This is a genomic window from Pseudoalteromonas sp. BMB (genome assembly GCF_001709235.1).
Lineage (GTDB): Bacteria > Pseudomonadota > Gammaproteobacteria > Enterobacterales > Alteromonadaceae > Pseudoalteromonas > Pseudoalteromonas maricaloris.
The window spans coordinates 18,955-40,611 of sequence record NZ_MBQA01000156.1; the positions used below are offsets into that span (position 1 = coordinate 18,955).

Consider the following 21,657-nt stretch of genomic DNA (forward strand, 5'->3'; position numbering starts at 1 on the left):
TAGGATTTTTGTTTTTATTTTTGCAATTGTTTTTTTCGTAAAAATTTAATAGAACAAATTTATTAACAATATTTCAATGTAATTTGATGAATAAAGTTATTAATTGGTCTGGTTTAATATCGTTCGTTTTGTTAATGTCAATTATTGGGTTGGCATTCATTTTTGACTAGAGGAGGCTGGCTGTGTTGTTACTTTCAAAGCTACATCAACTTCCTCTGTTGTTATATTTATGTTGTTGGAGAAAACTGAAGCCGCTGTTTATCAATCATCATTTCCAATAGGTACGAAATACTGGTATCAAAATCTTGATACGCTTTACCGAACTTTGTACGCAATGTAGCTTGTAATGATTCTTGTATCTTTGCTGGCGTTGTACCTTTTACTAGTGCTTCATGTACTGCATTCGAGGCATAAGTTAAAAATTGAATATCTCTAGAAACTGATTTCACCGAGGTATTTTCCCCGTGTCCGGTTAGTACGAGGAGAGGGCTTAATTGCTCCACTTCTTTGAGTACCGAAATGAGCTGGGTAATGTTACCTCTAGGTGTCATGATGGGCATAAAGTTGGAGTTTACTACGTCACCTCCAATTAGAATGCGTTGTTTGGGTAGCCAAAGCATAACATCACCTGGCGAATGGCCGTCGTTGGCGAGCACAAATTCAACTTCAGTATCACCAAAAGCACGGGCTTGTTGATGTAAAATGGTTGAGGTAGGGATGGCGAGTGTGCTCTCACCAGTTGCGCCTTTAGTCATATTAAAAAACGCCTTAACATCAACCGGTCCATCGCTTTTCATCGTCTCAGCGGACAAAGAGGTGGAGATAAGCTCTGCACCGAGCTTTGCAAAAGCGGCATTACCAAGCCAATGATCGGCATGGCTATGAGAGTTGACTACCCAGCGAATTGGCTGTTCAGTTACACGTTTAACTGCTGCGATAATAGCGTTACCAATGTGCTCGGATGAACCAGAATCGAACACTAACACACCTTGAGTCGTAATAATAAAATGACTGTTTGAATTCCACCCTTTATTTTCAACTGTTGGTCTGCCATAAAAAGGAGATATTACGCTATAGACATTCTTTGAGACCGAAACGGCTTCTAACTCAAGTGATTGAGATTGTGCACTGACGTGAGCACAGAAGAGCCCAACAATCATGAGCCCTGATTTGATTCGATTTAGCATCGTTTATCCATATTGTTATTATTTATATCAGTACTTGAAGCTGTCTACTTCAAAGACCAATTGAAACTACATTTTCTCCAAAATGAGTTCAAGCGCGTACGCTACTTAAAGTGTAAGCAAGCGTGTCACCTTATTAAACTCGCTTTTTAAAGCCTCAAATTATCGTTCAGCAGTCGAACATCGATGATCTTATGCATACGTATTCAATAGATTGTTTAGCTAGGAATTCTATATTGTTAATCTTGTGTGAATAAGAGGCGCAATAATGAAAAATATAAAACTAAACCAAATTGCAGCGGGAGTGTTGTTAGCATCCAGTTGCGTTACACCTGCACATGCCGCTGAAGGCGACCCAACAACATTCGTTCATTTATTCGAATGGTCTTGGGCTGATGTTGCTGCAGAGTGTGAAACGTTTTTGGGGCCAAATGGCTACGCGGCAGTGCAAGTATCACCACCCAATGAGCATATTACAGGGGATCAATGGTGGACTCGTTATCAGCCAGTCAGTTATGAGATTGCGAGTCGTAGTGGCAGTCGAGCCGAATTTGCCGATATGGTCGCGAGGTGTAAATCTGTCGGAGTAGATATCTATGTTGATGCCGTTATAAACCACATGGCTCATGGCAGCGGCACCGGAGTTGCGGGTAACACTTTTGGCAACAAACAATATCCTATCTATAGTCCACAAGATTTTCATGAAACCTGTGCAATAAACCCTGAAGACTACGGTAATAATGCATGGCGAGTACAGCACTGCGAACTCGTAGGGCTTCATGATTTAGACACCGATGCGAGCTACGTACAAAATACCCTAGCGGGCTTTTTGAACGATTTACAGTCTCTGGGCGTGGCAGGGTTTAGGTTAGATGCAAGCAAGCACATGCCTGCAAGTGATATTGGCGATGTGTTAGCCAAGTTAAATCAACCAGCGGTCGTTTTCCAAGAGGTGATTGATCAAGGAGGCGAGGCGGTTTCTGCTTCTGAATATCATCAAAATGGTTTAGTCACTGAGTTTAAATACAGCATTAAACTGAGCGAGACATTTAAGCAAGGCAAGTTGGCTTGGTTAAAAAGCTTTGGCGAAGCTTGGGGTATGATGCCAAGTTATAAAGCCGTGGTATTTACAGACAACCATGACAACCAACGCGGCCATGGTGGAGCAGGGTCCATCGTTACCTTTCATGATGGTAAACTGTACGATTTAGCGAATGTATTTATGCTGGCATATCCTTATGGTTATCCTAAAGTGATGTCGAGCTACGAATTTAATGGCGACACCGATGCTGGCGGCCCTTCGGTGCCTGTTCATCAAAATGGTAACCTCAATTGCACCAGTCAATTATGGCAGTGTGAGCATCGTCGCCCAATGATTGCAGGTGCAATGCAGTTTAGAAATCATACTAATGGCAATTGGACTGTAGCAAATTGGTGGGACAATGGTAATAACCAAATTGCATTTTCTCGAGGTGATTTAGGCTTTGTCGCTATTAACCGAGAATCTTCTAGTATGGTTCAAAGCCTGCAAACGGGGCTTTCTGCCGGAACCTATTGTGATGTGCTAAGTGGAGGTATCGGCCAAGAAAACTGCGCGGGTAGAAGCATCGAAGTTGATACCAATGGTTACGCACAAATTAATTTAGCTGCTATGGATGCCATAGCCATTCATCATCAAAGTAAACTGGCAACACCACCAGAGACCGGTGATTGGCAACGCACATTAGTCTTTATTAAAGCAGAAACTCAATCTGGCCAGGATATGTTCGTTCGAGGTGGCCTTGATCATGCCGCAGCATTGCAGCAAGGGATTGATTGTAGCGCCGACCCTACGCTTTGCTCTTTACCTATCAAGCATTTGAACATGCGAAACATGACAACTTCGGCTTGGAAAGTGGCTGATACCAGATTGGATTGGCTAGCGGCTGAAACTGGGCAGTCTAGTGACGCTGAAGGGAGTCCGCTGGATTGGACAACCAATATTTGGCCTGCTAACTGGGGCGTGGAAAAACGTTACGACAGCGATGGTTTTGGCGTCATGTCACTCAATCAATGGGGAGCACATTACTGGTTGCTGGAAGTAGAAATGGACTGTAGCAAAACATTCAACGGTTGGTTTGAAGTAAAAGCATTCGTCAAAAATGGTCAAGGTTGGGAAGGGGATATTAACCAACAAGACACGCCATACACGAGCAATAATCACTTTGCTCAATGCGGAAAATTGAACGTGTTTGAGTTTGGCACAAACTCAGCCTCTATCTCTTCATTATAATAAAGATGGACTAGGGCTAACCTAGTCCAGATTTACATTCCTCAGTTCTGTAAAGATTACATCCAATCAATACATTAATCTTTAATATTTATATATATCATAAGGTTATATGGTGGTATCAATTCTGCATGCGCTTCTATCTCAATATCAGTAACGTATTGAAGGAGAGAATGATGACGGAGTCAGACAATATTTCAGTCGCGATCTTAGCCACTGATGGATTCGAACAAAGTGAGCTGATTAAACCCAAGCAGGCGCTTGAAAGCGCAGGATTTAATGTTGATATCATTTCATTAAAAAAGGGATATATTACCGCTTGGGATGAAGACCATTGGGGTGAGAAAGTCGCCGTTGATTTAACCTTGGATGAAGCCATACCCAGTAAATATGCTGGGCTCGTTTTACCAGGCGGGTTATTCAACCCTGACAGACTAAGGCAGGAAAAATCTGCGGTTAAATTTATTCAAGCCTTTTCACAGTTTGGTAATAAGCGTCCAATTGCAGCGATATGCCACGGCCCTTGGCTGTTAATCGAGGCCCAGTTGGTGGAGGGAAAAACGCTTACCTCTTTCCCAAGTATCAAAACCGATCTTAAAAATGCAGGCGCAGACTGGATTGACCTAAAAGTTGCGGTAGACGACAACTTGATCACAAGTCGCAATCCAAATGATCTTGATGCCTTTAATGAAGCAATTATTGAGGCTCTGCATCAAGATACTATCAATTAATTGAAAGAGTGGGTTTGTACCGTTTCGAGCAGACGCTAATTGGTATAAATAAGGAGAAGATAATGTCAGACATAAAGAAAACTTTTTGGGAAGCGCTAGACAGCAGCCCCAATGTGATGATTGGTTTGAGTGATGACAATAATCACCATGAGCCAATGCGAGCACAGTTGGATAAAGACGCCAACGGCGAGTTTTGGTTTTTTACCAGTAAAACAAATCGGATTGCTAAGTGTGGCAAAGCAACAGCACAATTTTCCAGTAAAGGGCACAATGTATTTGCTTGTATTCGCGGACACTTAATTGAAGAAACACGACAAGACGTACTTGATGCTCATTGGTCAAGACAGGCCGAGAGCTGGTTTGAAAAGGGTAAAGATGACCCCGACCTTATCATGCTCCGTTTTGAACTGGATGATGCTGAAATTTGGCATGTTAGCCCCGACTTGAGCGGCTTATTAAAACTAGCCGTGGGCAAAAATGTGGAACCGGAAGAAATGGGTGAGCGAGAAACCATCCGCTTTAGGTAGCTATATCACCCAATATAAAGAAACAACTAGGGCGCAAAGACGGTACTTGTTTTTGCGTCTTCATTGCTTCCACTTACATGAAAATGTTCCCAAATGTATTGTTGGTAGTTTAAATATTTAGGACTTTGGGGAATTCTCTGGACAACGGCTAACACTGTGATAACAATGAATGTATTGATTTAAAAGTAAGTTGTTTCAGCGAATTCAGGAGTGTACATGGCCACCGGGGATACCTTTGATAATTGGCAACAGGCCTTATCTGCCAGTTACGAGCAATTAATCAATCAACTTGTTACTCATACACCGCAACTATTGGGCGCGGCACTTATGCTGCTCGTCGGATGGATAGTGGCGTGGCTATTGAGCAAACTGACTATTTCGTTATTTAAGCTTTGCAATCGCGCATTGGCGGGCTTGAGCCAACGAGTGCAAACTGAACAAACGCTTCAGCTAAATCTAAAACACGCTCGATTAATAGGGAAAACCGTGTTTTGGGTCACGATGATGTTTTTTATCGCAGCAGCCACGTCCAGCCTTGGCTTAAACTTCTTCAGTGATTGGATCTCCTCGCTACTTAGTTACTTACCAAATCTACTCGCTGGTATATTTATTATCGTTGGTGGTTATCTGCTTGGCAATTTGGCCAGTGCTATGGCAAGAGCCGGAGCGCAGTCCGTTGGGTTTGCGCGAGTCGAAGTCGCGGGTAACATAGCCAAGCTCGCGATTCTATTTACCGCAACGGTAATCGGTATTGAGCAATTAGGGATCAATATTCAATTTGTGACCAATATGGTGGTGGTGTTGACGGGCGTATTGTGTGCAGGAGTTGCGTTGGCCTTTGGCCTTGGTAGTCGAGAGTTAATCGCAAATACCGTCGCGGCAAAACAAGCGCTGCGTCACTGTCGAATTAACGATCAAATTGAAATTGCAGGCGTTTCAGGCACGCTCACCGAAATCACAGCAACGATGTTAGTGATTGAAACCCAAAAAGGGAGAACCCTAATACCGGCAAGGCAATTTTTAAAAGAATCGGCACATATTACCGCGACACACAGCCATTCAAGTAAGCAGTAGGGAGGCTCTATGTCAGCGTTAAACCTCAAAATTGCGCAACACTTTTTACAAGAAGAGCCAGCAGGCGCCGCGCGCTTACTTTCTTTGCAAACACCAGATGTGGCTGCCGAGTTACTAAAAACGTTACCAAATGAAGTTGCTTTAAACGTGCTTAAAGTCATGCAGCCCCGCAGTGCCGCGGAAATTCTGATAACGCAAACGGATGTGGATATTGCGAGATGGCTTGGCAAAATGAAGTTGGCTGATATTGCTGCTATCTTAAGGCATTTACAGGACGAAGAACTTGCTCGTTTTCTTAATCTCATTTCAGTAAGACGACAAACTCTCTGTAAGATGTTAATTAGCTACCCTGATTATACCGTGGGAGCGTGGGTTGAGACGGACGTATTAATTCTTGAAGAAACAATGACAGTTGAGGAGTCACTACTGCGCTTAAAAAAGCGTGACTATATCGGGTTTGCGCTAGTTTATGTGGTAAATCAGCATCGCCATGTGGTCGGTCAGTTGTCACTAACTCATTTGCTTCGAAAAGCGCCGCAACAGAAAATTGCAGATTTGATGGATACTCACGTCGTTTCTCTAAGTGGTTATACCGAGTTGCATAGTGCATTGAAATCGCCCGTTTGGGCGCAACAAGATCAGGTTGCAGTTGCCAATCGAAGTGGTGATTTTATTGGGGTATTGCCACATTACAGAGTGAGAAGTGCACTTGGCCGAATGGACGAAACACAAGACAAGCCAAGTGAATCTTTAGATTTATTAGATGCCTATACCAGTTCGTTTGTCAGTATGTTAGATACATTGGTGCCAGTTAAGGTCAAGGGGAAATAAGCGATGAGCGTAGCGAAAGATACATTAGATTCAGCGGTAGAGCAGCTCAGTGATGAGTTTTTAAGTAAGTTTCCGCTCAAAAGTGCGCAGCTCCTTGGCACTTTACCTCCAGACGAAGCCGCGGAATTATTACAACAGCAGGCACAACATATCATTTATCGTTTATGGAAATATTTGCCGCCGGGAGCCGCTGAACAAATTTTCCAGCAATTCCCTGTGGATTATCAAGCACAATTTATCGCGAGCCTAGATAGCCATATTGCGGTCGGGCTTTTGAACAAACAGTTGCAGGAAGCGCAGCAGGTACTACTTGCTAAATTAAAGGAGCAGCATTCAACCATAGCGGATGAACTTAGTGAGTTGCTGGTTTTTCCTGAAAATACCGCTGCGAGAATGATGAACAAAAAGGTTCAAGCGTTTTACTCAGATACAACACTACGAGAAGTACTTGCGCAGCTGAAGCGATTAGACGGTAAAGTGCCAGATGTCATCTATGTGTTAAACGAACAGCAGGATTTAGTGGGCGAAACAACACTCAATATTTTAGTGGGAAGCTCCTCAAGTAAAACCCTAATGCAGGTTGCGACACCGATCCGAGTCACGCTAAATGTAATGGATCATAAAGATCAGGTCGTGGAAGCGTTTGAAGGGCACAAAGTGCGAGCAATTCCGGTACTTGATGCGCAGCAACAGCTAGTTGGGCAGATCCGATTTTTTGACGCCTATCAGTCAACCAAAGAAGATTTAGCGAGTGATATGCAAACTATGGTAGGTGCGAGTAAAGACGAAAAAGCTCTATCAAGTAGCTGGTTTGCAGTAAAGAAACGGCTCCCGTGGTTACAAATTAACTTGTTAACCGCATTTGCAGCCGCAGCCGTCGTGGGGGCATTTGAGGGTTTGATTGCTCAAGTTACCGCTTTAGCTATTTTGCTGCCAGTAGCTGCTGGACAGTCGGGTAACGCAGGGGCTCAAGCTTTGGCGGTAACAATGCGAGGCTTAACACTACGAGAAATTTCAACGCGACACTGGTATCAGGTGATGCTAAAAGAAATGATGGTTGGTCTGCTAAATGGCATAGCAATAGCCGTCACTTGTGGCATTGGCGTATATTTGTGGAGTCAATCACTCGGTCTTGCACTTGTTATTGCGCTTGCGATGATATCGTCTCTTGTCATTGCGGGAAGCTCAGGCGCTATTGTTCCAATAGCATTGAAAAAATTTGGACTCGATCCTGCGCAATCTTCATCAATTGTACTTACGACAATTACAGATATAGCGGGTTTTATGTCATTTTTGGGGATTGCGTTGTTACTGTCAGATATGTTGCCGAAAGGCTAAGTGAGGAGTGAGGAAATTCGTAGAGCTAGTGCAGGCACTAGCTCTGAGCAATACGTATTAGTTAACTACTACGTTGCTTGCTTGAGGACCTTTCTGGCCTTCTTCAACTGTGAAAGACACTGATTGGCCTTCAGTTAAAGTTTTGAAACCGTCAGAAACGATAGCACGGAAATGTACGAATACGTCTTTACCGCCGTTCTCTTGAGTGATGAAACCAAAACCTTTCTCTTCGTTGAACCACTTAACTGTGCCGTTTACTGTGTTAGACATAATTGAAACCTTTTTCAAAAAATTAAATATGTGGTGAAAATCACCGATAAAGCGATAGATAAAACTTAGCTAGTAACGCATTGGTATATCTATAAACGACTTTTTAAAAAAAAGAGTATCAAGAAAAAACAGTGCAGCAGTAGTAAGTGCTCTAAGTATCTAAAGCCTGCATATAGTATAGCGTTCTTAAGGCGCTGTCCAATGAAGTTTGCAACTTTTTTGTTTAAAAAGTGAGCGGAAATAAATATTGAGCGGATTTATTGGTGTAACTTTGATTGGGATGGACGAATTTGAAACATGTGTTTTCTTCGCTTTATTATTACCAAACTGTCCATCGCATTCTGTGTTTTCCAGCTTGCTTATTTTAAACTTCGATAAAATAAAGTGGTAACGCGCTCTTCTGGTAGCCAATTAGCATAGTTAAGATTAAGTACTTGTAGTGGGCGAGCGGCTACAACTTCTTCCAAGCTTGTATTATTTTTCATTGCATCTAGCATAATTGTTTTCGCTTTTTGTAATAGTGCCAGATAATCTTGTAAATTTTGTTTATCTGTTACAGGACCATGGCCTGGTATGACGGTGGTCTTGTCGCCGATTTTCTCTATCACATCTTGTACTGCTGCAATTATTCCGTTTAAGGAGCCGCCGCTGTCGACATCGACAAAAGGTAAGCTGCCTAAATTAAAATAGATATCGCCCATATGTACGGCATTTGCTCGGTCAAAAAAAATCACTGCATCGCCATCGGTATGGGCGTGATGATAATGCCACAAGTGAGCATGCTCTTGGTTAAAGTGGAGCTTCATATCACTGCCAAACGTCAAAGTTGGCAAGTAGTCAGAACCATCACCGTGTTTTTGTTCTAACCGCTTGTATACATTGTGATGCGCGATAACATGGCTGCCTGCTTGTGCGAAATTTTCGTTGCCTCCTGTATGGTCGCCATGATGATGGGTATTAATCACAAACTCAGGTGCGTTGGGTTGGATAGTTTTGATTTTTGCTTTAATTTGTTCGCTGAGTTTAGCGAACTGATCATCGACAATGTAAACGCCATCTGAGCCTGAACTTATCGCAATATTACCGCCTTGCCCAAATAGCACGTGAAGGCCCTTTGCTACCTCTTGCAACTTAAACTCAACTGCATCAACTTGTGCGTTTGAAGTATTTATCAATCCAAACGCAATGGCAGCGAACGAATTTCTTGCTAATTTAATCATGATCCATCCTTTTTGTTCTATTTTTTGTTTATTTCTATAAAGCAGTGGCTTAAGGTGTTTTATCATGCGTGTAGATTCACTCTTCTGCCGCTGCTGCGTTGTCTATTACCTGCCTCAATGCAGCATCCATCTTTAGGATAAAATCTTGTTTAAATGGATATTTTTCTTCAAACCCTTTTAAGTACCCAATGTGGGCAGTACGACGCATTACTATTTTATCTTCAACAATATTACTGGTGCTTAGACTTGGTGTTATCTGCGACATTTTATTGATACCAAGTAAAGTGGAAAGGCGATCATTAACGTAACAATCAATGCGCCCACGTGCGAGCTTTTCGATATTTGAACGTGTGCTTTTGTTTTCCCAAAGTTGAATAAGTCCTTGTTTTTGCGCTTCCATTAGGCTTTCATCTAAGATGATATAACCGGCATTAATGCCAATATTAACTACTCTTTCTGGTTTTACATGAGGCAAGTTTTTTAGCGTGATCCCTTGATTGCAAAAGGCAACCACCACCTCTTCTTGAAGAGGAATTGAATATGGCCAGATATAGGGGCGTTTTTTGATATGAATATAAGGTGGCATTAACGCCATTGCATCACCGGATGCCATAGAGGAAACACCTCGCTTCCAAGGTACCGCTTGCAAATTAACTTGATATTCATGACTCAGCAAACGTGCGGCTTGCTTCACTATATCGACATAGATGCCATAAAGCTCGCCGTTAATTTGATAACTATAAGGCGGGTAAGCATCGTCGACCAAAATGGTTACTTTAATAGGTACTGAGTATTCAGGTTTATGGGGAGCAGCGTTAGATAAAAGCGGCAGAGAGATACAGCAGCAAATAAAAACAAAGCGAAATAAATTCATTTTTCACTTATGTACGGAGTAGTCATTTTTTAAATATAGCCAACAAATAGCTAGTTTGTTAGGAGAGGGTACTAAACTTGTGTTATGGAGAACTTGGGCTAAAAATTCCCAATATTTATGTATTTAATATGCTTCATCAATGCTTAGATTGAAGCACTTAGGTATTGACACTGCTAAAGTATATTTAGATCTTTTTAGGGAAGATGTGTACTAAAGAAAGTCAGTTGAATAGTTGGGCAAGAGCAATCAAAGGAGGCTGAAGCCTCCTTTGTATAATGTGAACGTTGACTACAGTTTATTCTCAGCAAGTGCGATAAAGAAACTATAGCTTAATGCGACATCGTGAATACGCTTAAAGCGACCAGACGCACCACCGTGGCCGGCTTCCATATCAGTTTTTAGCAGCAGTAGATTATCGTCTGTTTTATATTCGCGTAGCTTAGCGACCCATTTCGCAGGCTCGAAGTACTGCACCTGAGAATCATGCAAACCCGTGGTTACAAGCAGGTTTGGATATGCTTGGGCTTTAACTTGGTCGTAAGGTGAGTAAGACAGCATGTAATCAAAATACGTCTTCTCATTTGGGTTGCCCCATTCGTCGTACTCATTTGTAGTTAGCGGTAGCGTTTCGTCCAGCATGGTATTGATCACGTCTACAAATGGAACTGCTGCATGCACACCATCGTACAACTCTGGCGCTTGGTTAATGACTGCACCCATTAATAAGCCACCTGCGCTGCCACCTCTAGCATAAATACGTGAAGCATCCCCATACTTTTGCTCAACGAGTGCTTTTGTGACATCAACAAAGTCGTTAAAGGTGTTCTTTTTGTTTAACTTTTTGCCATTGTCATACCAAGGACGGCCAAGCGTTTCTGAACCACGAATGTGTGCAATAGCATAGACAAAACCACGATCTAAAAGGCTTAACCGGCTTATTGAAAAGGTTGGCTCAACATTAGAACCGTATGAACCATAACCATATTGTAGTAACGGGTTTGAACCATCTTGCTTAAACTTATCTTTACGATAAACAATTGAAACCGGTACTTTTATGCCGTCACGTGCGGTGATAAAAATACGTTCAGATTGGTAGTTTTCAGGTGCAAAGTCGCCCAATACTTTGTCTTGCTTTAATAATGTTTTGTCCAAACTAGCAAGGTTGACATCATACACAGAAGCCGGAGTCGTCATACTCTGATAACCAATTCTTACCGCATTTGCATCTAGGTTTTCGTTACTAGTTAAATAAACGGCGTAAGCTGGGTCATTAAAGGTTAAACGCTTGCTTTCGTTATTATCTAAATTTAATACAGTGATTTGGCTAAGGCCATTTTCACGCGTTTCGTAAACTAGGTGCTGATTAAATAGCTCAAAGCTATCTAGTTTTGCATCGGCATTGTGCGGTACAACGGTTTGCCATTTTGAAACGTCACTTGCATCACTGGCTTTAACGCGCATCAGCTTAAAGTTTACGGCATCTTTATTGGTGTGGATGTAATACCAGTCGCCAAGTTTAGCAATGCTATATTCGTGACCACTTTCTCTTGGAATAAAGCGCTCAGGAGTTGCTTTTGCATTATCTGCGTCGAGTAAAGATACACCTGACGCCTCGGTACTTGAATGGTGAATGTATATTTTGCTCTTGTCTTTACTCTTCGAGATATACGTGTAATAGCTGTTATCTTTTTCTTCGTAAATTAATTCATCTGTGCTTTGTGCTGTGCCTAGAGTATGGCGGAACACTTGATAACCAAGCAAAGTAACCGGATCTTTTTTGATGTAATAGATAGTTTTGTTGTCATTTGCCCAAACGATAGGACCCGAAGCGCCTTCAATCGTATCGTCCAATAACTTACCTGTCGTTAAATCTTTGATTCGAATCGTATAAATTCGACGGCTTAATGTATCTTCAGCAAAAGCTAACAGGTTTTCGTTGGTTGAAATGGAAAGACCACCGACACCATAATAGTTTTGACCTTCAGCGCGGATATTCGCATCAAAGATAGCTTCTGCATTTTTACCATCTTGATGTTCGCTGCGGTAATAAGTGAAGTATTCTTTGTCACCTTCAGTGGCACTAAAATAATAATAACTGCCGTTTAATACTGGCACGCTGCGGTCATCTTTGACCACTTTGTTTTTAATTTCGTCAAATAAGGTTTGTTGGAGTTGCTCTGTGTTTACAAGTTTACTGTCGGTATAGGCATTTTCTTTGTTTAAGTGTGACAACACCTTTTCGTCACTTCTAGTATCGTCACGTAGCCAGTGATAATTATCGACAAGTTCTTTACCGTGAATGGTGGTCTTGTGTGGGATCTTTTCAGCTACAGGTGCAGTTACCGCTGTGGATTGTTCAGCTGTGACTTCAGACTTTGTGTGTTGTGACGGCGCTTCTTGACAACCGAGTACAGCAACCAAAGATGCTGCTACTAATGTAAATTTAAATTTCTTCATTTTTATTCTTCTGTAATAAATCAATTTATCGAGTCTAACTAGTTCTTATTATGAGGACAACTAATTGAGACGATATTTTGTAACAATTGCGAAAAACAAGATATTAGTTTTCTATTCAGTCAATATCAAAGCGGCCAACCAAACGCTCTAAGTCTTTGGCTAAGCTAACTAATTGGTCAGCGCCTGCATTTAATGCGGCTGTTTCTTCTCCGACTTGTCGTACAGAAACATCCACTGAGTCAATCAAACGTCTAGTGTGGCCTGCATTTTCTCCTTGTAATGAAGCTTGTGATGCTATATTGGAAACCGAAGTTTTTATTCTTGATACTGCCTGCGCGATATCAGTAAATGCTTGCTGCGCGCTTTGTGATTGTTTGATAGTCGTCTCTGACTCGCCTACGCTTGACGTCATTTGGGCTGATACCGTCCTCGTTTGGGCGATGAGATTGGTTAACACTTGCTCTATTTCCTGCGTGGCGTCATGTGAGCGCTGCGCAAGGGTTCTTACTTCATCAGCAACCACCGCAAAGCCCCGACCTTGTTCACCTGCACGGGCAGCCTCAATCGCTGCATTTAACGCTAAAAGGTTAGTTTGCTCTGCGATAGAGCGGATCACGCCTAAAATATTAGTGATATCTTGGCTTTCACTTTCGAGCTGGTTCATGGCGTTGGCGGACTCAGCCAACGAATGATTAAGCCTCGCAACCTGCGATACTGTACTTTCTATTGTGCTGTTACCACGCTGTGCGTGTCCGTCCGCAGTGACAACATCCTCCAAAGTATGACCGCAGCTTTCACTTATTTCAGTGGCAAGTTGTTCTACGGTTTCAGTGGTTGTGGTAGCACTGGCGGAGTCTTCAGCCTGCGCATGGCATTGATTACGGATATCATTGATACTCTTTTGTGACCCTAATGCAGCATCATTTAATGTTGAGGCATTGCTTTGAATATCTTTTACGAGCGAGTTAATTGAGTCCAAGAATTTATTGAACCACGCGGCCAGCTCTCCAATTTCATCATTGGTGATGACTTTTAAACGTTTGGAAAGGTTGCCTTCACCTTGTGCTATTTCTTTTAAACCATCAGACACCATTTCAATAGGTTCAACTATTTTATTGGCAAGTGTGATTGCAATAATAATAAATAAAATTACCATGATGACTGCGATAATAGTGATACTAATCGTCATATCGTAAGCTGAAGCTAAGATTTCATCTTCATCGATCACCGCGATAAATTGCCAACCGAGTGTGTCAGAGCGATAAATCTTAGCATCATAGGTTTTATTATCAGTTTCAATGGTAAGGTAGGGTTCGTTTGTGGCGCTGCGAATGGCCTTGTAAAGTGGGCTGGTGAGATCTTTAATGTGTTTAAAGTTATGATTTTTATTTTTAGGATCGGCAAGTACAGTGCCTTCGGCATCAAGAAGGATTAAATATCCTGACTCCCCAAGACGAATATTGCTAACGATATCGGTCAGTGTAGCAAGCGTTACGTCTAATGATTGTACGCCAATTACTTTGCCGTCACGTTTTATACCTGTGGCAACAGAAACCATGGCTTGTCCTGTTACTCCTTGATAAGGCTCAGTAAGGATAACTTTGCTGGGATCTTTAGAGGCATTTTGATACCAAGGGCGTTTTCTTGGATCGTAATCGCCAAGGGGCTCCGCAGGATACTGAATAAAACCACCAGATCCAGTGCCAAGATATACAAACAATAATTCTTCGTGGGTTTGTCCAAATGCGCGGTAAAGCTCAAAAATATTGGCTTCTGTTTGACCGTTCTGTAGCGGAGTCATTGGTTTCTCTGCACCAAAATAAGTGGTGGTGTCTTGACCCACTTGTTGCACGGCCTTGGACTCGGCGAGGAAGCGAGCATTTTTCTTCATCTGCTCAAAAAACAGTACAAAAGACTGTTCGGCTTGTCTTATCTCATTGCCAGAAGCATCAAGGAATTTATCGAGAGAGTCACTTTTGGTCTGAGAAATGCTGACCACAGAAATCGCTAAAATAGGAATGATCACAGTGAGAACAAAGCTAATAATGAGCTTTTTGCGCATTTTCATACAGACAACCCTTAACTATCCGAGTGTTTTTATTATGCTCCTAGGAGGAGCGCATATTCTCGGGGCAAACTTGAGCCACGGGCGTGGCTCGTTCAAGTCCGTATAACAAGCTCTTTGCCGTGGTAAATTTGACCAAGCAACGTGCTTCAGAAATTAAAACTAATGTTACCCCTCTAATAGGTTTAGCACTGGATCTCATGTTTTTTAAGTAATTTGTAAAAATCAGAGCGATTGCGTTGTGCAAGTTTTGCAGCTTCCGACACATTCCCTTCGCAAAGTGCCAGTACTTTTTGGATGTAGTCATACTCAAACTGGCGTTTCGCCTCATTTAATCCTGTAAACGCATTCTGCTCTTTATCCTTAGGCAGGGCTTTTTGTACGATATCTTCAGTGATCATTTTACCTGGCGTAATAGCAACACAGTGCTCCACAATATTATGGAGCTGACGGATGTTGCCCGGCCAATGATAATTCAACAAATGCGTAATACTTTGTTGGTTAAATTGCTTTTCGCCATCGCTGAGTGCACTTAAGAAGCGTGATGCAAGTAGTGGAATATCTTCCAATCGCTCTCTTAAGCTTGGGATTTCAACAGACACCACGTTTAAGCGATAGTATAAATCTTCACGAAACTGCTTTTCCGCAACGGCGCTTTGAATGTTCTTATGGCTTGCAGAGACAAAACGAACATTGACCTTATGCTCGGTTTGGCCGCCCACCGGACGAACGGTTCGCTCTTGTAAAACACGCAGTAGTTTAACTTGCAAATCAAGCGGCATATCACCAATTTCATCGAGGAATAGGGTGCCGCCATCTGCCGCTTGTACTAAGCCTTCTTTGTCGCTCACTGCGCCGGTAAACGCGCCTTTTTTATGGCCGAATAGCTCAGACTCCAGCAGGTGAGCGGGCATTGCGCCACAGTTAATCGCAATAAACGGACCTTGCGCTTGGTTACTGGCCAAATGGATTGCTTTTGCCGTCACTTCTTTACCGGTACCACTCTCGCCTTGGATGAGAATGTTTGCATTACTGCTGGCAAGTGCTTGAATTTGTTGTACCAATTGACGCATGGCGGCACTTTGGAATAACAACCCATGGAAGTTATTTGGATCCGAAGTTTGTGCGGTTCTCACTTTTCCTGCAAGCGCCTCATTGATGACATCGAGCATTTGCTGAGAGTCAATGGGCTTGGTTAAAAAGCTCACAAAGCCTTGCTGCATGGCGTCAACAGCGTCAGGAATTGAGCCGTGAGCGGTCATCATCACAACGGGCATGCCGGTATAATACTTCTTTATTTGCTCATTAAGTTCAAAGCCATTCATGTGCGCCATCTTCAAATCAGTGATGACCAAGTCGATAGGCATTTGCTTGAGGATATTTAACGCTTGCGTACCGCGGTGCGCAACTTCAACTTCGTAGCCGTGACTTTCTAAACGCATGGCCAGTAGCTCAGTTAAAGACGTATCGTCATCCACTAAAAGTAACTTTGCACCTTGTTGTGTTTGACTCATAGTGAATCCTCCTCAAGTGATGGGTTTTCAGAAAGATCGGTTTCTAAACGTTGTTTTTCTATGTCAGCAAGTTTTTGTTTTAGCTCGGCAAGCTGTTTTTGGGTTTGTAACAATTGCTCTTGGTGCTGTTGCGCCTTATTGTCAGAGTAATAATTACTGATTTTTTGCTCACGAAGGCTTTGAGTATGCCAAGCTAGCGATTCAAACCAAATGTTGTAATCGTCTGGCCAGTAATCTTGTAGTTTTACTTCTTCAATGGCTTTAAGTTGCTTGGTGGTTGAGTCGGTACCGCAATAGGTGTGAATAAAGCCCTGTAAGTGCAGCGCACCTTTATAGTAATCGTTAAATGTCACGTTATGTTTTTTAGCGCATTGGCTGACTAAGGCTTTGATCACCTCAGCTAAAGGCACAAACTTAGCGCTGGTTTCTGTTTTTACAGGGCCAATAAATTGCTTTGTTTGCTCGACGTTTTGCTCCGTTGTGGCACAACCACCGAGCAAAAATAGCGTGATACTTAATGCGATGTATTTCATTTTGGATCCCTTTTTGGAAAGGCGACTTGAATACTGGCGCCAGATTCTACTGATAGCCATTTCACATAGCCTTTTAATTGCTTCACACACTCAGAGACAATGGCTAAACCTAAGCCACTGCCATTATTATTTTTATTTTTCTCACCACGAACAAATGGCTGGAATAATGAATCGGCTTCATTGATGTCGATGCCATCACCGTCGTCACGGACTATCAGCAATACTTCGCCATTTTGTTCTTCAATTGAAATAGTGACATTGCTTTTAGCGTGATCAATGGCATTGCTCACTAACTGAGTTAACACTAATTTGCACGGAAGATAAGGTACTTTTAGGTCATCATGATTTTGCCAGTTCACTATCACATCAGTCTTTCCTAGCTTATCGCTAAGATGCTTTGAGACTTCTTCTTGGATAAGATTCATTTCGGCGTCGTGATGTAGGCTATCAGGGTGACTGGCCGCACTATAGCTGAGCAAATCATCGATCAATGATCCAAGCTTTGCAACAGAGTTTTCCATAATGATGAGAATACGTTGTTGTTTTGGGTTAACATCTCCAAGCAATCCACTATTTAATAAGCTGCTTCCTTCGTTTAGCGATGCCAAAGGGGTTTTAAGTTCATGAGTAACATGGCGCAAGAAGGTTTCTTTTTGTTGTTGAATACGCTTAAGTTCGAGCCTTAGCCAATTTAACCTGTCACCCAATTGCTGCAATTCATGACTGCCAGAGAGTTCTACCGACTTATCAAAATTACCTTTACCTACCTCAGATACCGCAGATTCTACCTGATTAAGCTGCTGACAAATCCGGTTGATCAAAAAGATGCTGATCACGATAAGGGTGGGTAGCAAGATAACGAGACCGAACATAAACCATGTTTGCAGTTGCACGAAATGAGCTTCTTGATCAGATAAGCGTTTATTAAGTGTTTGCTGAAAGCTTTCCTCGAATTGATTAAGCACCTTAACCAATTGTTGGAACTCTTCAGCTTTTGAAGTGGCATTGATCTCATCGGGAGCGAATTGTCGCCATTTAGCAACAAATAGCGAATCGGGTAGGTTTATTTTTAATAATTGAATGCGCTTTTTGGTGTTTTGCCACTTCTGCTCGATGCTTTCTTGCAGTGTTTCACTTTGCAACAGCTGATTATTTTGCAGTGCTTTTTCAAGGGCACTGATATCCGCTTTTACAAAATTGTATTCAAGGATAAGTTTTTGATTTTTATTATAAATTTCCTGAGTTTTTTGTTGGTTTTTGGATAGTGCTTGGGCGTACCACAAAGTCAGTGTGAGTATTGGAAGCACACCAATAAACATGGCAATAAGTGCCTGTTTTTGTAATGACTGAGAAAAAATTTTTTTCACGATGCTAAATCCTTTAAAAGGGTGCACAAATTTCAATCAAATGGCGTTGCGAGATTTGCAAAATTTTCCATCCAAAAATTTACTTGTTGCAAAGCTGCGACAATCTAACTTCAAGAAAAATAAAGACTTTTTATTTTTCGCTTTTTTAACTGTTGCCATTTAGCAACAGCTTGCCTTAATCCAACCTTAATCTTTTCATGTGGTTTTCCTTAACTTGTTGATAAACGGTGTTTTTTCAATTTTGGCATCAAAGTTGGAATAGTTATCTCGAAAGCGAAAAACGAAACGCAAAAACAAACAAATGCAAAATCAGTTTTTAGCTTTAATAGCAAAACGAACACAGAATTTAGTTTTTAATCTTATGAGGAAAGCACGATGAAAAATCTAGCAATCGCAGTATCAGCAGCAGTAATGACTTTGGCATCAGTAGGTGCACATGCAAACACTGATTTCGACAAACTAGACATGAATGGTGACGGTTACATCTCTATTGAAGAAGCAAAAGCAGATGAAGGCCTTCTTGCTCAATTTAATGAGCTAGATGCTGACCAAGATGGTCAACTAAGCCAAGCAGAATTTGATAACTACGAAGGGTAATTTGCCGAGTTATCACATCACGTTAATCGTTAAGGAGAAGATCATGAAAAATTTACTAGCAGCACTATCAATCACAGGTATGACATTAGTTTCAGCATCGGCAATGGCGATGGACGACTTCGAAAAGTACGACACTGATGGCAGCGGCACAATCAGCATGGCTGAAGTAGAGGTTAATCCTAAGTTGGCTGAGCAATTCAAGACACTTGATGTTGACGGTAACGGCGAGCTGAGCGAGTCAGAGTACGAGCACTTTGAAGGCTAATTTAAAAGCTCGATATCGGTGAGTCTTCGGACTCTCCGTCAAGACTGAACTTTAAGGAGAATATGATGAAAAATCTACTAGTAGCAGTATCCCTTGCTGGCCTGTCAATGGCATCAGTTAATGCAATGGCTGGTGACGACTTTGCCAAATACGATGCCGATGGTAGTGGCACAATTAGCATGAGCGAAGCGAAAGTAAATCCAAATCTTGTTGAGCAATTCACTCAGCTAGACGGTAACGCTGACGGCGAGTTAAGTGAATCAGAATTCGCAAATTTTAAAGGCTAAGTAATAGCCCTCTAATTTCATGAAACGAACAGTATTTAAATTTTTGAGGAATAAATGATGAAAAACGTACTAATTGCACTGTCAATCACAGGTTTATCTTTCGCTTCTGCTAATGCAATGGCGGGTGAAGACTTCGCTGCGCTAGATACAGATCAAAGCGGCACAATCAGCATGAGTGAAGCACAAGCGCACACTGCACTTGCAGAGCAATTTAAAGAATTAGACGTTGATGCTAATGGCGAGCTAAGCGAAACAGAATTCGCAAATTTTAAAGGCTAATCAATAGCCCTCCAATTTCACGAAACGAACAGTACTTAAAATTTTTGAGGAATAAATGATGAAAAACGTAATAATTGCACTATCAATCACAGGTTTATCTTTTGCGTCTGTTAATGCAATGGCGGGTGAAGACTTCGCTGCGCTAGATACAGATCAAAGCGGCACAATCAGTATGAGTGAAGCACAAGCGCACACTGCACTTGCAGAGCAATTTAAAGAATTAGACGTTGATGCTAATGGCGAGCTAAGCGAAACAGAATTCGCAAATTTTAAAGGCTAATCAATAGCCCTCCAATTTCACGAAACGAACAGTATTTAAAATTTTTGAGGAATAAATGATGAAAAACGTACTAATTGCACTATCAATCACAGGTTTGTCTTTCGCTTCTGTTAATGCGATGGCGGGTGAAGACTTCGCTGCGCTAGATACAGATCAAAGCGGCACAATCAGCATGAGTGAAGCACAAGCGCATACTGCACTTGCAGAGCAATTTAAAGCGCTGGACGTTGATGCAAACGGCGAGCTAAGCGAAACAGAATTTGCAAACTTTAAAGGCTAATTAGAGCTGGAGAAGTAAATTTACCTGCGCAAAGGAGTGACAGAGGAAAAGGAACTGATGTCAGGGAGCAGGGAATAGAGTTCAAAGATTATGATTGTTGTTGAGTAACAGGCAACATTACTGATTTGTTCAACTAAGCGCCTTCTTTCGGGCAAGTTTAAACAAACTGGTATAAAGGAATACTTACAGCGAGGCATCGCTATCAGAATCTTTGAGCTCCAAATAGAGAGTTTGGATGTCATTAGGGAAGTAAAGTGAAGGATCATAGTCGGTAAGAGTAAGGCGGTTATTCGCACCGCACCCAAAGCTTGGCTTAATAGCCAAGCTTTTTTTGTTTTGAGTGTATTGATTTTTGTAAGGTGTTAAATGTAATTCTGTGGATAGCACTTAAAGTTAATATTTTTTCAATCATTGGCTATGGCAGCGCAAAGCTAACAAAAATGAATTTTGTACTTTTTGGCAAACTTAAGTCTGTCTTGTTCACTCAAAGCTGTTCCATCTGACAACCTTGCGATATCTCGAATAAAACTTTCCGACGGTCCTGAAGGTAAATTTATGACAAGTAAATGACTATCGGTCAACGCTTTAAAACGCCTCTTAACATTAGGACCAGCCATAAGTAAGTCACCTTTACCTGCAGTAATAACCTCGTTTTCAACACCAAATTCTATAGAGCCATGGATGATATAGAAAATTTCATCATCTATTTCATGGTAGTGCCAAGGTGCGGCATTGCCTTGTGGTAACAGGCTATCAAATATTGAGACTCTATTGTTGGTATCTTCTCCCGTAACAAGTAGTGATGTTATTTCTCCACCTACAAGGCGATGAGTTTCTGCGCTATTAGCTTTAATGTATTTGTATCTCATAACAAGCTTCTTTTTTCAGCTAGCCATAAATCGTTCAAGGCGAGGCTTCACAGTCAATGTCATAAAAACTGAAATTAACAACCCGACAGGCAGAGCGGTGGTAAATGCATGAAACCAAGTGTTGATAAATTCACTCATGGATCTGTAAGGGACATTATTAATAGTTGTAACCGCGGCCATAATTCCTTCCATGATAATGGCCATTGATATACCAATTACAGTGTTTTTAAAGATCTTTGCTGTGTTTGGCATCAGTGATTCAGCAACCTTTGAGATTACCATAACGATGACAAAGCCAATTGGAGTAATAGTTGTGGCAGACAATAAAGTAGAGGTCAGCCATTGCTCAACAAACCGGTTGGTAAACCCTATATTTTGATAGGTCATCACGAAAGTTAATATACCCACCAATGCGACTACCATAGGGGCCGCAACAAGTACCTTTTTAACTAAATTCATAATCGATTCCTCATTAAGGTTGATATTATCAACTATTGATGCTGTAAAGGTTAGGTGTTATTGTTGATAATGTCAACCAATAAAGGA

23 protein-coding genes are annotated in these 21,657 nt (G+C 41.7%); 12 read left to right on the plus strand and 11 right to left on the minus strand.

Features of this window, described 5'->3' with window-relative positions:
- Positions 1–227 precede the first annotated feature (227 nt).
- Entirely contained in the window at positions 228–1,187 is a 960-nt protein-coding gene (locus BB427_RS09320; RefSeq protein WP_069020483.1) for an MBL fold metallo-hydrolase, read from the minus strand.
- Positions 1,188–1,452: 265 nt separating this feature from the next.
- Between BB427_RS09320 and BB427_RS09325 the strand changes: the two genes are divergently transcribed.
- From BB427_RS09325 to BB427_RS09350, 6 genes are all read left to right on the plus strand, one after another.
- Positions 1,453–3,456: an alpha-amylase gene (locus BB427_RS09325; RefSeq protein ID WP_069020484.1), complete on the plus strand. Its 2,004-nt coding sequence runs from the start codon at positions 1,453–1,455 to the stop codon at positions 3,454–3,456.
- Positions 3,457–3,629: 173 nt separating this feature from the next.
- Complete coding sequence (locus tag BB427_RS09330) at positions 3,630–4,184, plus strand: type 1 glutamine amidotransferase domain-containing protein (protein WP_069020485.1); 555 nt, start codon at positions 3,630–3,632, stop codon at positions 4,182–4,184.
- A 62-nt stretch (positions 4,185–4,246) separates the two neighbouring features.
- Positions 4,247–4,711 (plus strand): pyridoxamine 5'-phosphate oxidase family protein, encoded by a 465-nt coding sequence (locus tag BB427_RS09335; RefSeq protein WP_069020486.1) that lies wholly within the window; start codon positions 4,247–4,249, stop codon positions 4,709–4,711.
- A gap of 216 nt (positions 4,712–4,927) precedes the next feature.
- Entirely contained in the window at positions 4,928–5,785 is an 858-nt protein-coding gene (locus tag BB427_RS09340) for a mechanosensitive ion channel family protein (protein ID WP_069020487.1), read from the plus strand.
- 9 nt (positions 5,786–5,794) lie between these two features.
- A complete protein-coding gene (locus BB427_RS09345) occupies positions 5,795–6,616 on the plus strand; it encodes a magnesium transporter MgtE N-terminal domain-containing protein (protein WP_069020488.1) in 822 nt (273 codons plus the stop codon).
- Positions 6,617–6,619: 3 nt separating this feature from the next.
- On the plus strand, positions 6,620–7,954 hold the full coding sequence (locus tag BB427_RS09350) for a magnesium transporter (RefSeq protein WP_069020489.1): 1,335 nt from the start codon (positions 6,620–6,622) through the stop codon (positions 7,952–7,954).
- Positions 7,955–8,011: 57 nt separating this feature from the next.
- Here the strand turns inward: BB427_RS09350 and cspE are convergent, their stop codons facing one another.
- From cspE to BB427_RS09390, 8 genes are all read right to left on the minus strand, one after another.
- Entirely contained in the window at positions 8,012–8,224 is a 213-nt protein-coding gene (gene cspE, locus BB427_RS09355) for a transcription antiterminator/RNA stability regulator CspE (RefSeq protein WP_010369631.1), read from the minus strand.
- Positions 8,225–8,583: 359 nt separating this feature from the next.
- Positions 8,584–9,444, minus strand: coding sequence for an MBL fold metallo-hydrolase (locus BB427_RS09360; RefSeq protein WP_069020490.1), 861 nt, complete (start codon positions 9,442–9,444; stop codon positions 8,584–8,586).
- A gap of 76 nt (positions 9,445–9,520) precedes the next feature.
- Complete coding sequence (locus BB427_RS09365) at positions 9,521–10,318, minus strand: substrate-binding periplasmic protein (protein ID WP_069020491.1); 798 nt, start codon at positions 10,316–10,318, stop codon at positions 9,521–9,523.
- A gap of 288 nt (positions 10,319–10,606) precedes the next feature.
- On the minus strand, positions 10,607–12,775 hold the full coding sequence (locus BB427_RS09370; protein WP_069020492.1) for a S9 family peptidase: 2,169 nt from the start codon (positions 12,773–12,775) through the stop codon (positions 10,607–10,609).
- 115 nt (positions 12,776–12,890) lie between these two features.
- A complete protein-coding gene (locus tag BB427_RS09375) occupies positions 12,891–14,843 on the minus strand; it encodes a methyl-accepting chemotaxis protein (protein WP_069020493.1) in 1,953 nt (650 codons plus the stop codon).
- A gap of 182 nt (positions 14,844–15,025) precedes the next feature.
- Positions 15,026–16,354, minus strand: coding sequence for a sigma-54-dependent transcriptional regulator (locus BB427_RS09380; RefSeq protein ID WP_017217572.1), 1,329 nt, complete (start codon positions 16,352–16,354; stop codon positions 15,026–15,028).
- A complete protein-coding gene (locus BB427_RS09385; protein ID WP_010369621.1) occupies positions 16,351–16,887 on the minus strand; it encodes a hypothetical protein in 537 nt (178 codons plus the stop codon). The genes BB427_RS09380 and BB427_RS09385 overlap by 4 nt, the downstream gene beginning before the upstream one ends.
- Positions 16,884–18,254, minus strand: a complete 1,371-nt coding sequence (locus BB427_RS09390; RefSeq protein WP_069020516.1) for a sensor histidine kinase — start codon at positions 18,252–18,254, stop codon at positions 16,884–16,886. Before BB427_RS09390 ends, BB427_RS09385 begins: the two co-directional genes overlap by 4 nt.
- Positions 18,255–18,629: 375 nt before the next feature.
- On the opposite strand from BB427_RS09390, the gene BB427_RS09395 reads away from it, so the two are divergent.
- The 6 genes from BB427_RS09395 (at position 18,630) to BB427_RS09420 (ending at position 20,242) form a co-directional block, all read left to right on the plus strand.
- Positions 18,630–18,851, plus strand: a complete 222-nt coding sequence (locus BB427_RS09395) for an EF-hand domain-containing protein (protein WP_010369619.1) — start codon at positions 18,630–18,632, stop codon at positions 18,849–18,851.
- Positions 18,852–18,894: 43 nt separating this feature from the next.
- Positions 18,895–19,116: an EF-hand domain-containing protein gene (locus BB427_RS09400; RefSeq protein ID WP_069020494.1), complete on the plus strand. Its 222-nt coding sequence runs from the start codon at positions 18,895–18,897 to the stop codon at positions 19,114–19,116.
- A gap of 65 nt (positions 19,117–19,181) precedes the next feature.
- On the plus strand, positions 19,182–19,403 hold the full coding sequence (locus BB427_RS09405; protein ID WP_039491255.1) for a calmodulin: 222 nt from the start codon (positions 19,182–19,184) through the stop codon (positions 19,401–19,403).
- A 57-nt stretch (positions 19,404–19,460) separates the two neighbouring features.
- The gene (locus tag BB427_RS09410; protein ID WP_069020495.1) at positions 19,461–19,682 is read left to right on the plus strand and encodes an EF-hand domain-containing protein; all 222 of its coding nucleotides are present in this window, start codon (positions 19,461–19,463) and stop codon (positions 19,680–19,682) included.
- 58 nt (positions 19,683–19,740) lie between these two features.
- Entirely contained in the window at positions 19,741–19,962 is a 222-nt protein-coding gene (locus BB427_RS09415) for an EF-hand domain-containing protein (RefSeq protein WP_069020496.1), read from the plus strand.
- Positions 19,963–20,020: 58 nt separating this feature from the next.
- A complete protein-coding gene (locus BB427_RS09420; RefSeq protein ID WP_017217565.1) occupies positions 20,021–20,242 on the plus strand; it encodes an EF-hand domain-containing protein in 222 nt (73 codons plus the stop codon).
- 431 nt (positions 20,243–20,673) lie between these two features.
- Here the strand turns inward: BB427_RS09420 and BB427_RS09425 are convergent, their stop codons facing one another.
- Positions 20,674–21,111, minus strand: coding sequence for a cupin domain-containing protein (locus tag BB427_RS09425; protein ID WP_069020497.1), 438 nt, complete (start codon positions 21,109–21,111; stop codon positions 20,674–20,676).
- Between the two features lie 15 nt (positions 21,112–21,126).
- Positions 21,127–21,570, minus strand: coding sequence for a DUF2798 domain-containing protein (locus BB427_RS09430; RefSeq protein WP_069020498.1), 444 nt, complete (start codon positions 21,568–21,570; stop codon positions 21,127–21,129).
- Positions 21,571–21,657 lie beyond the last annotated feature (87 nt).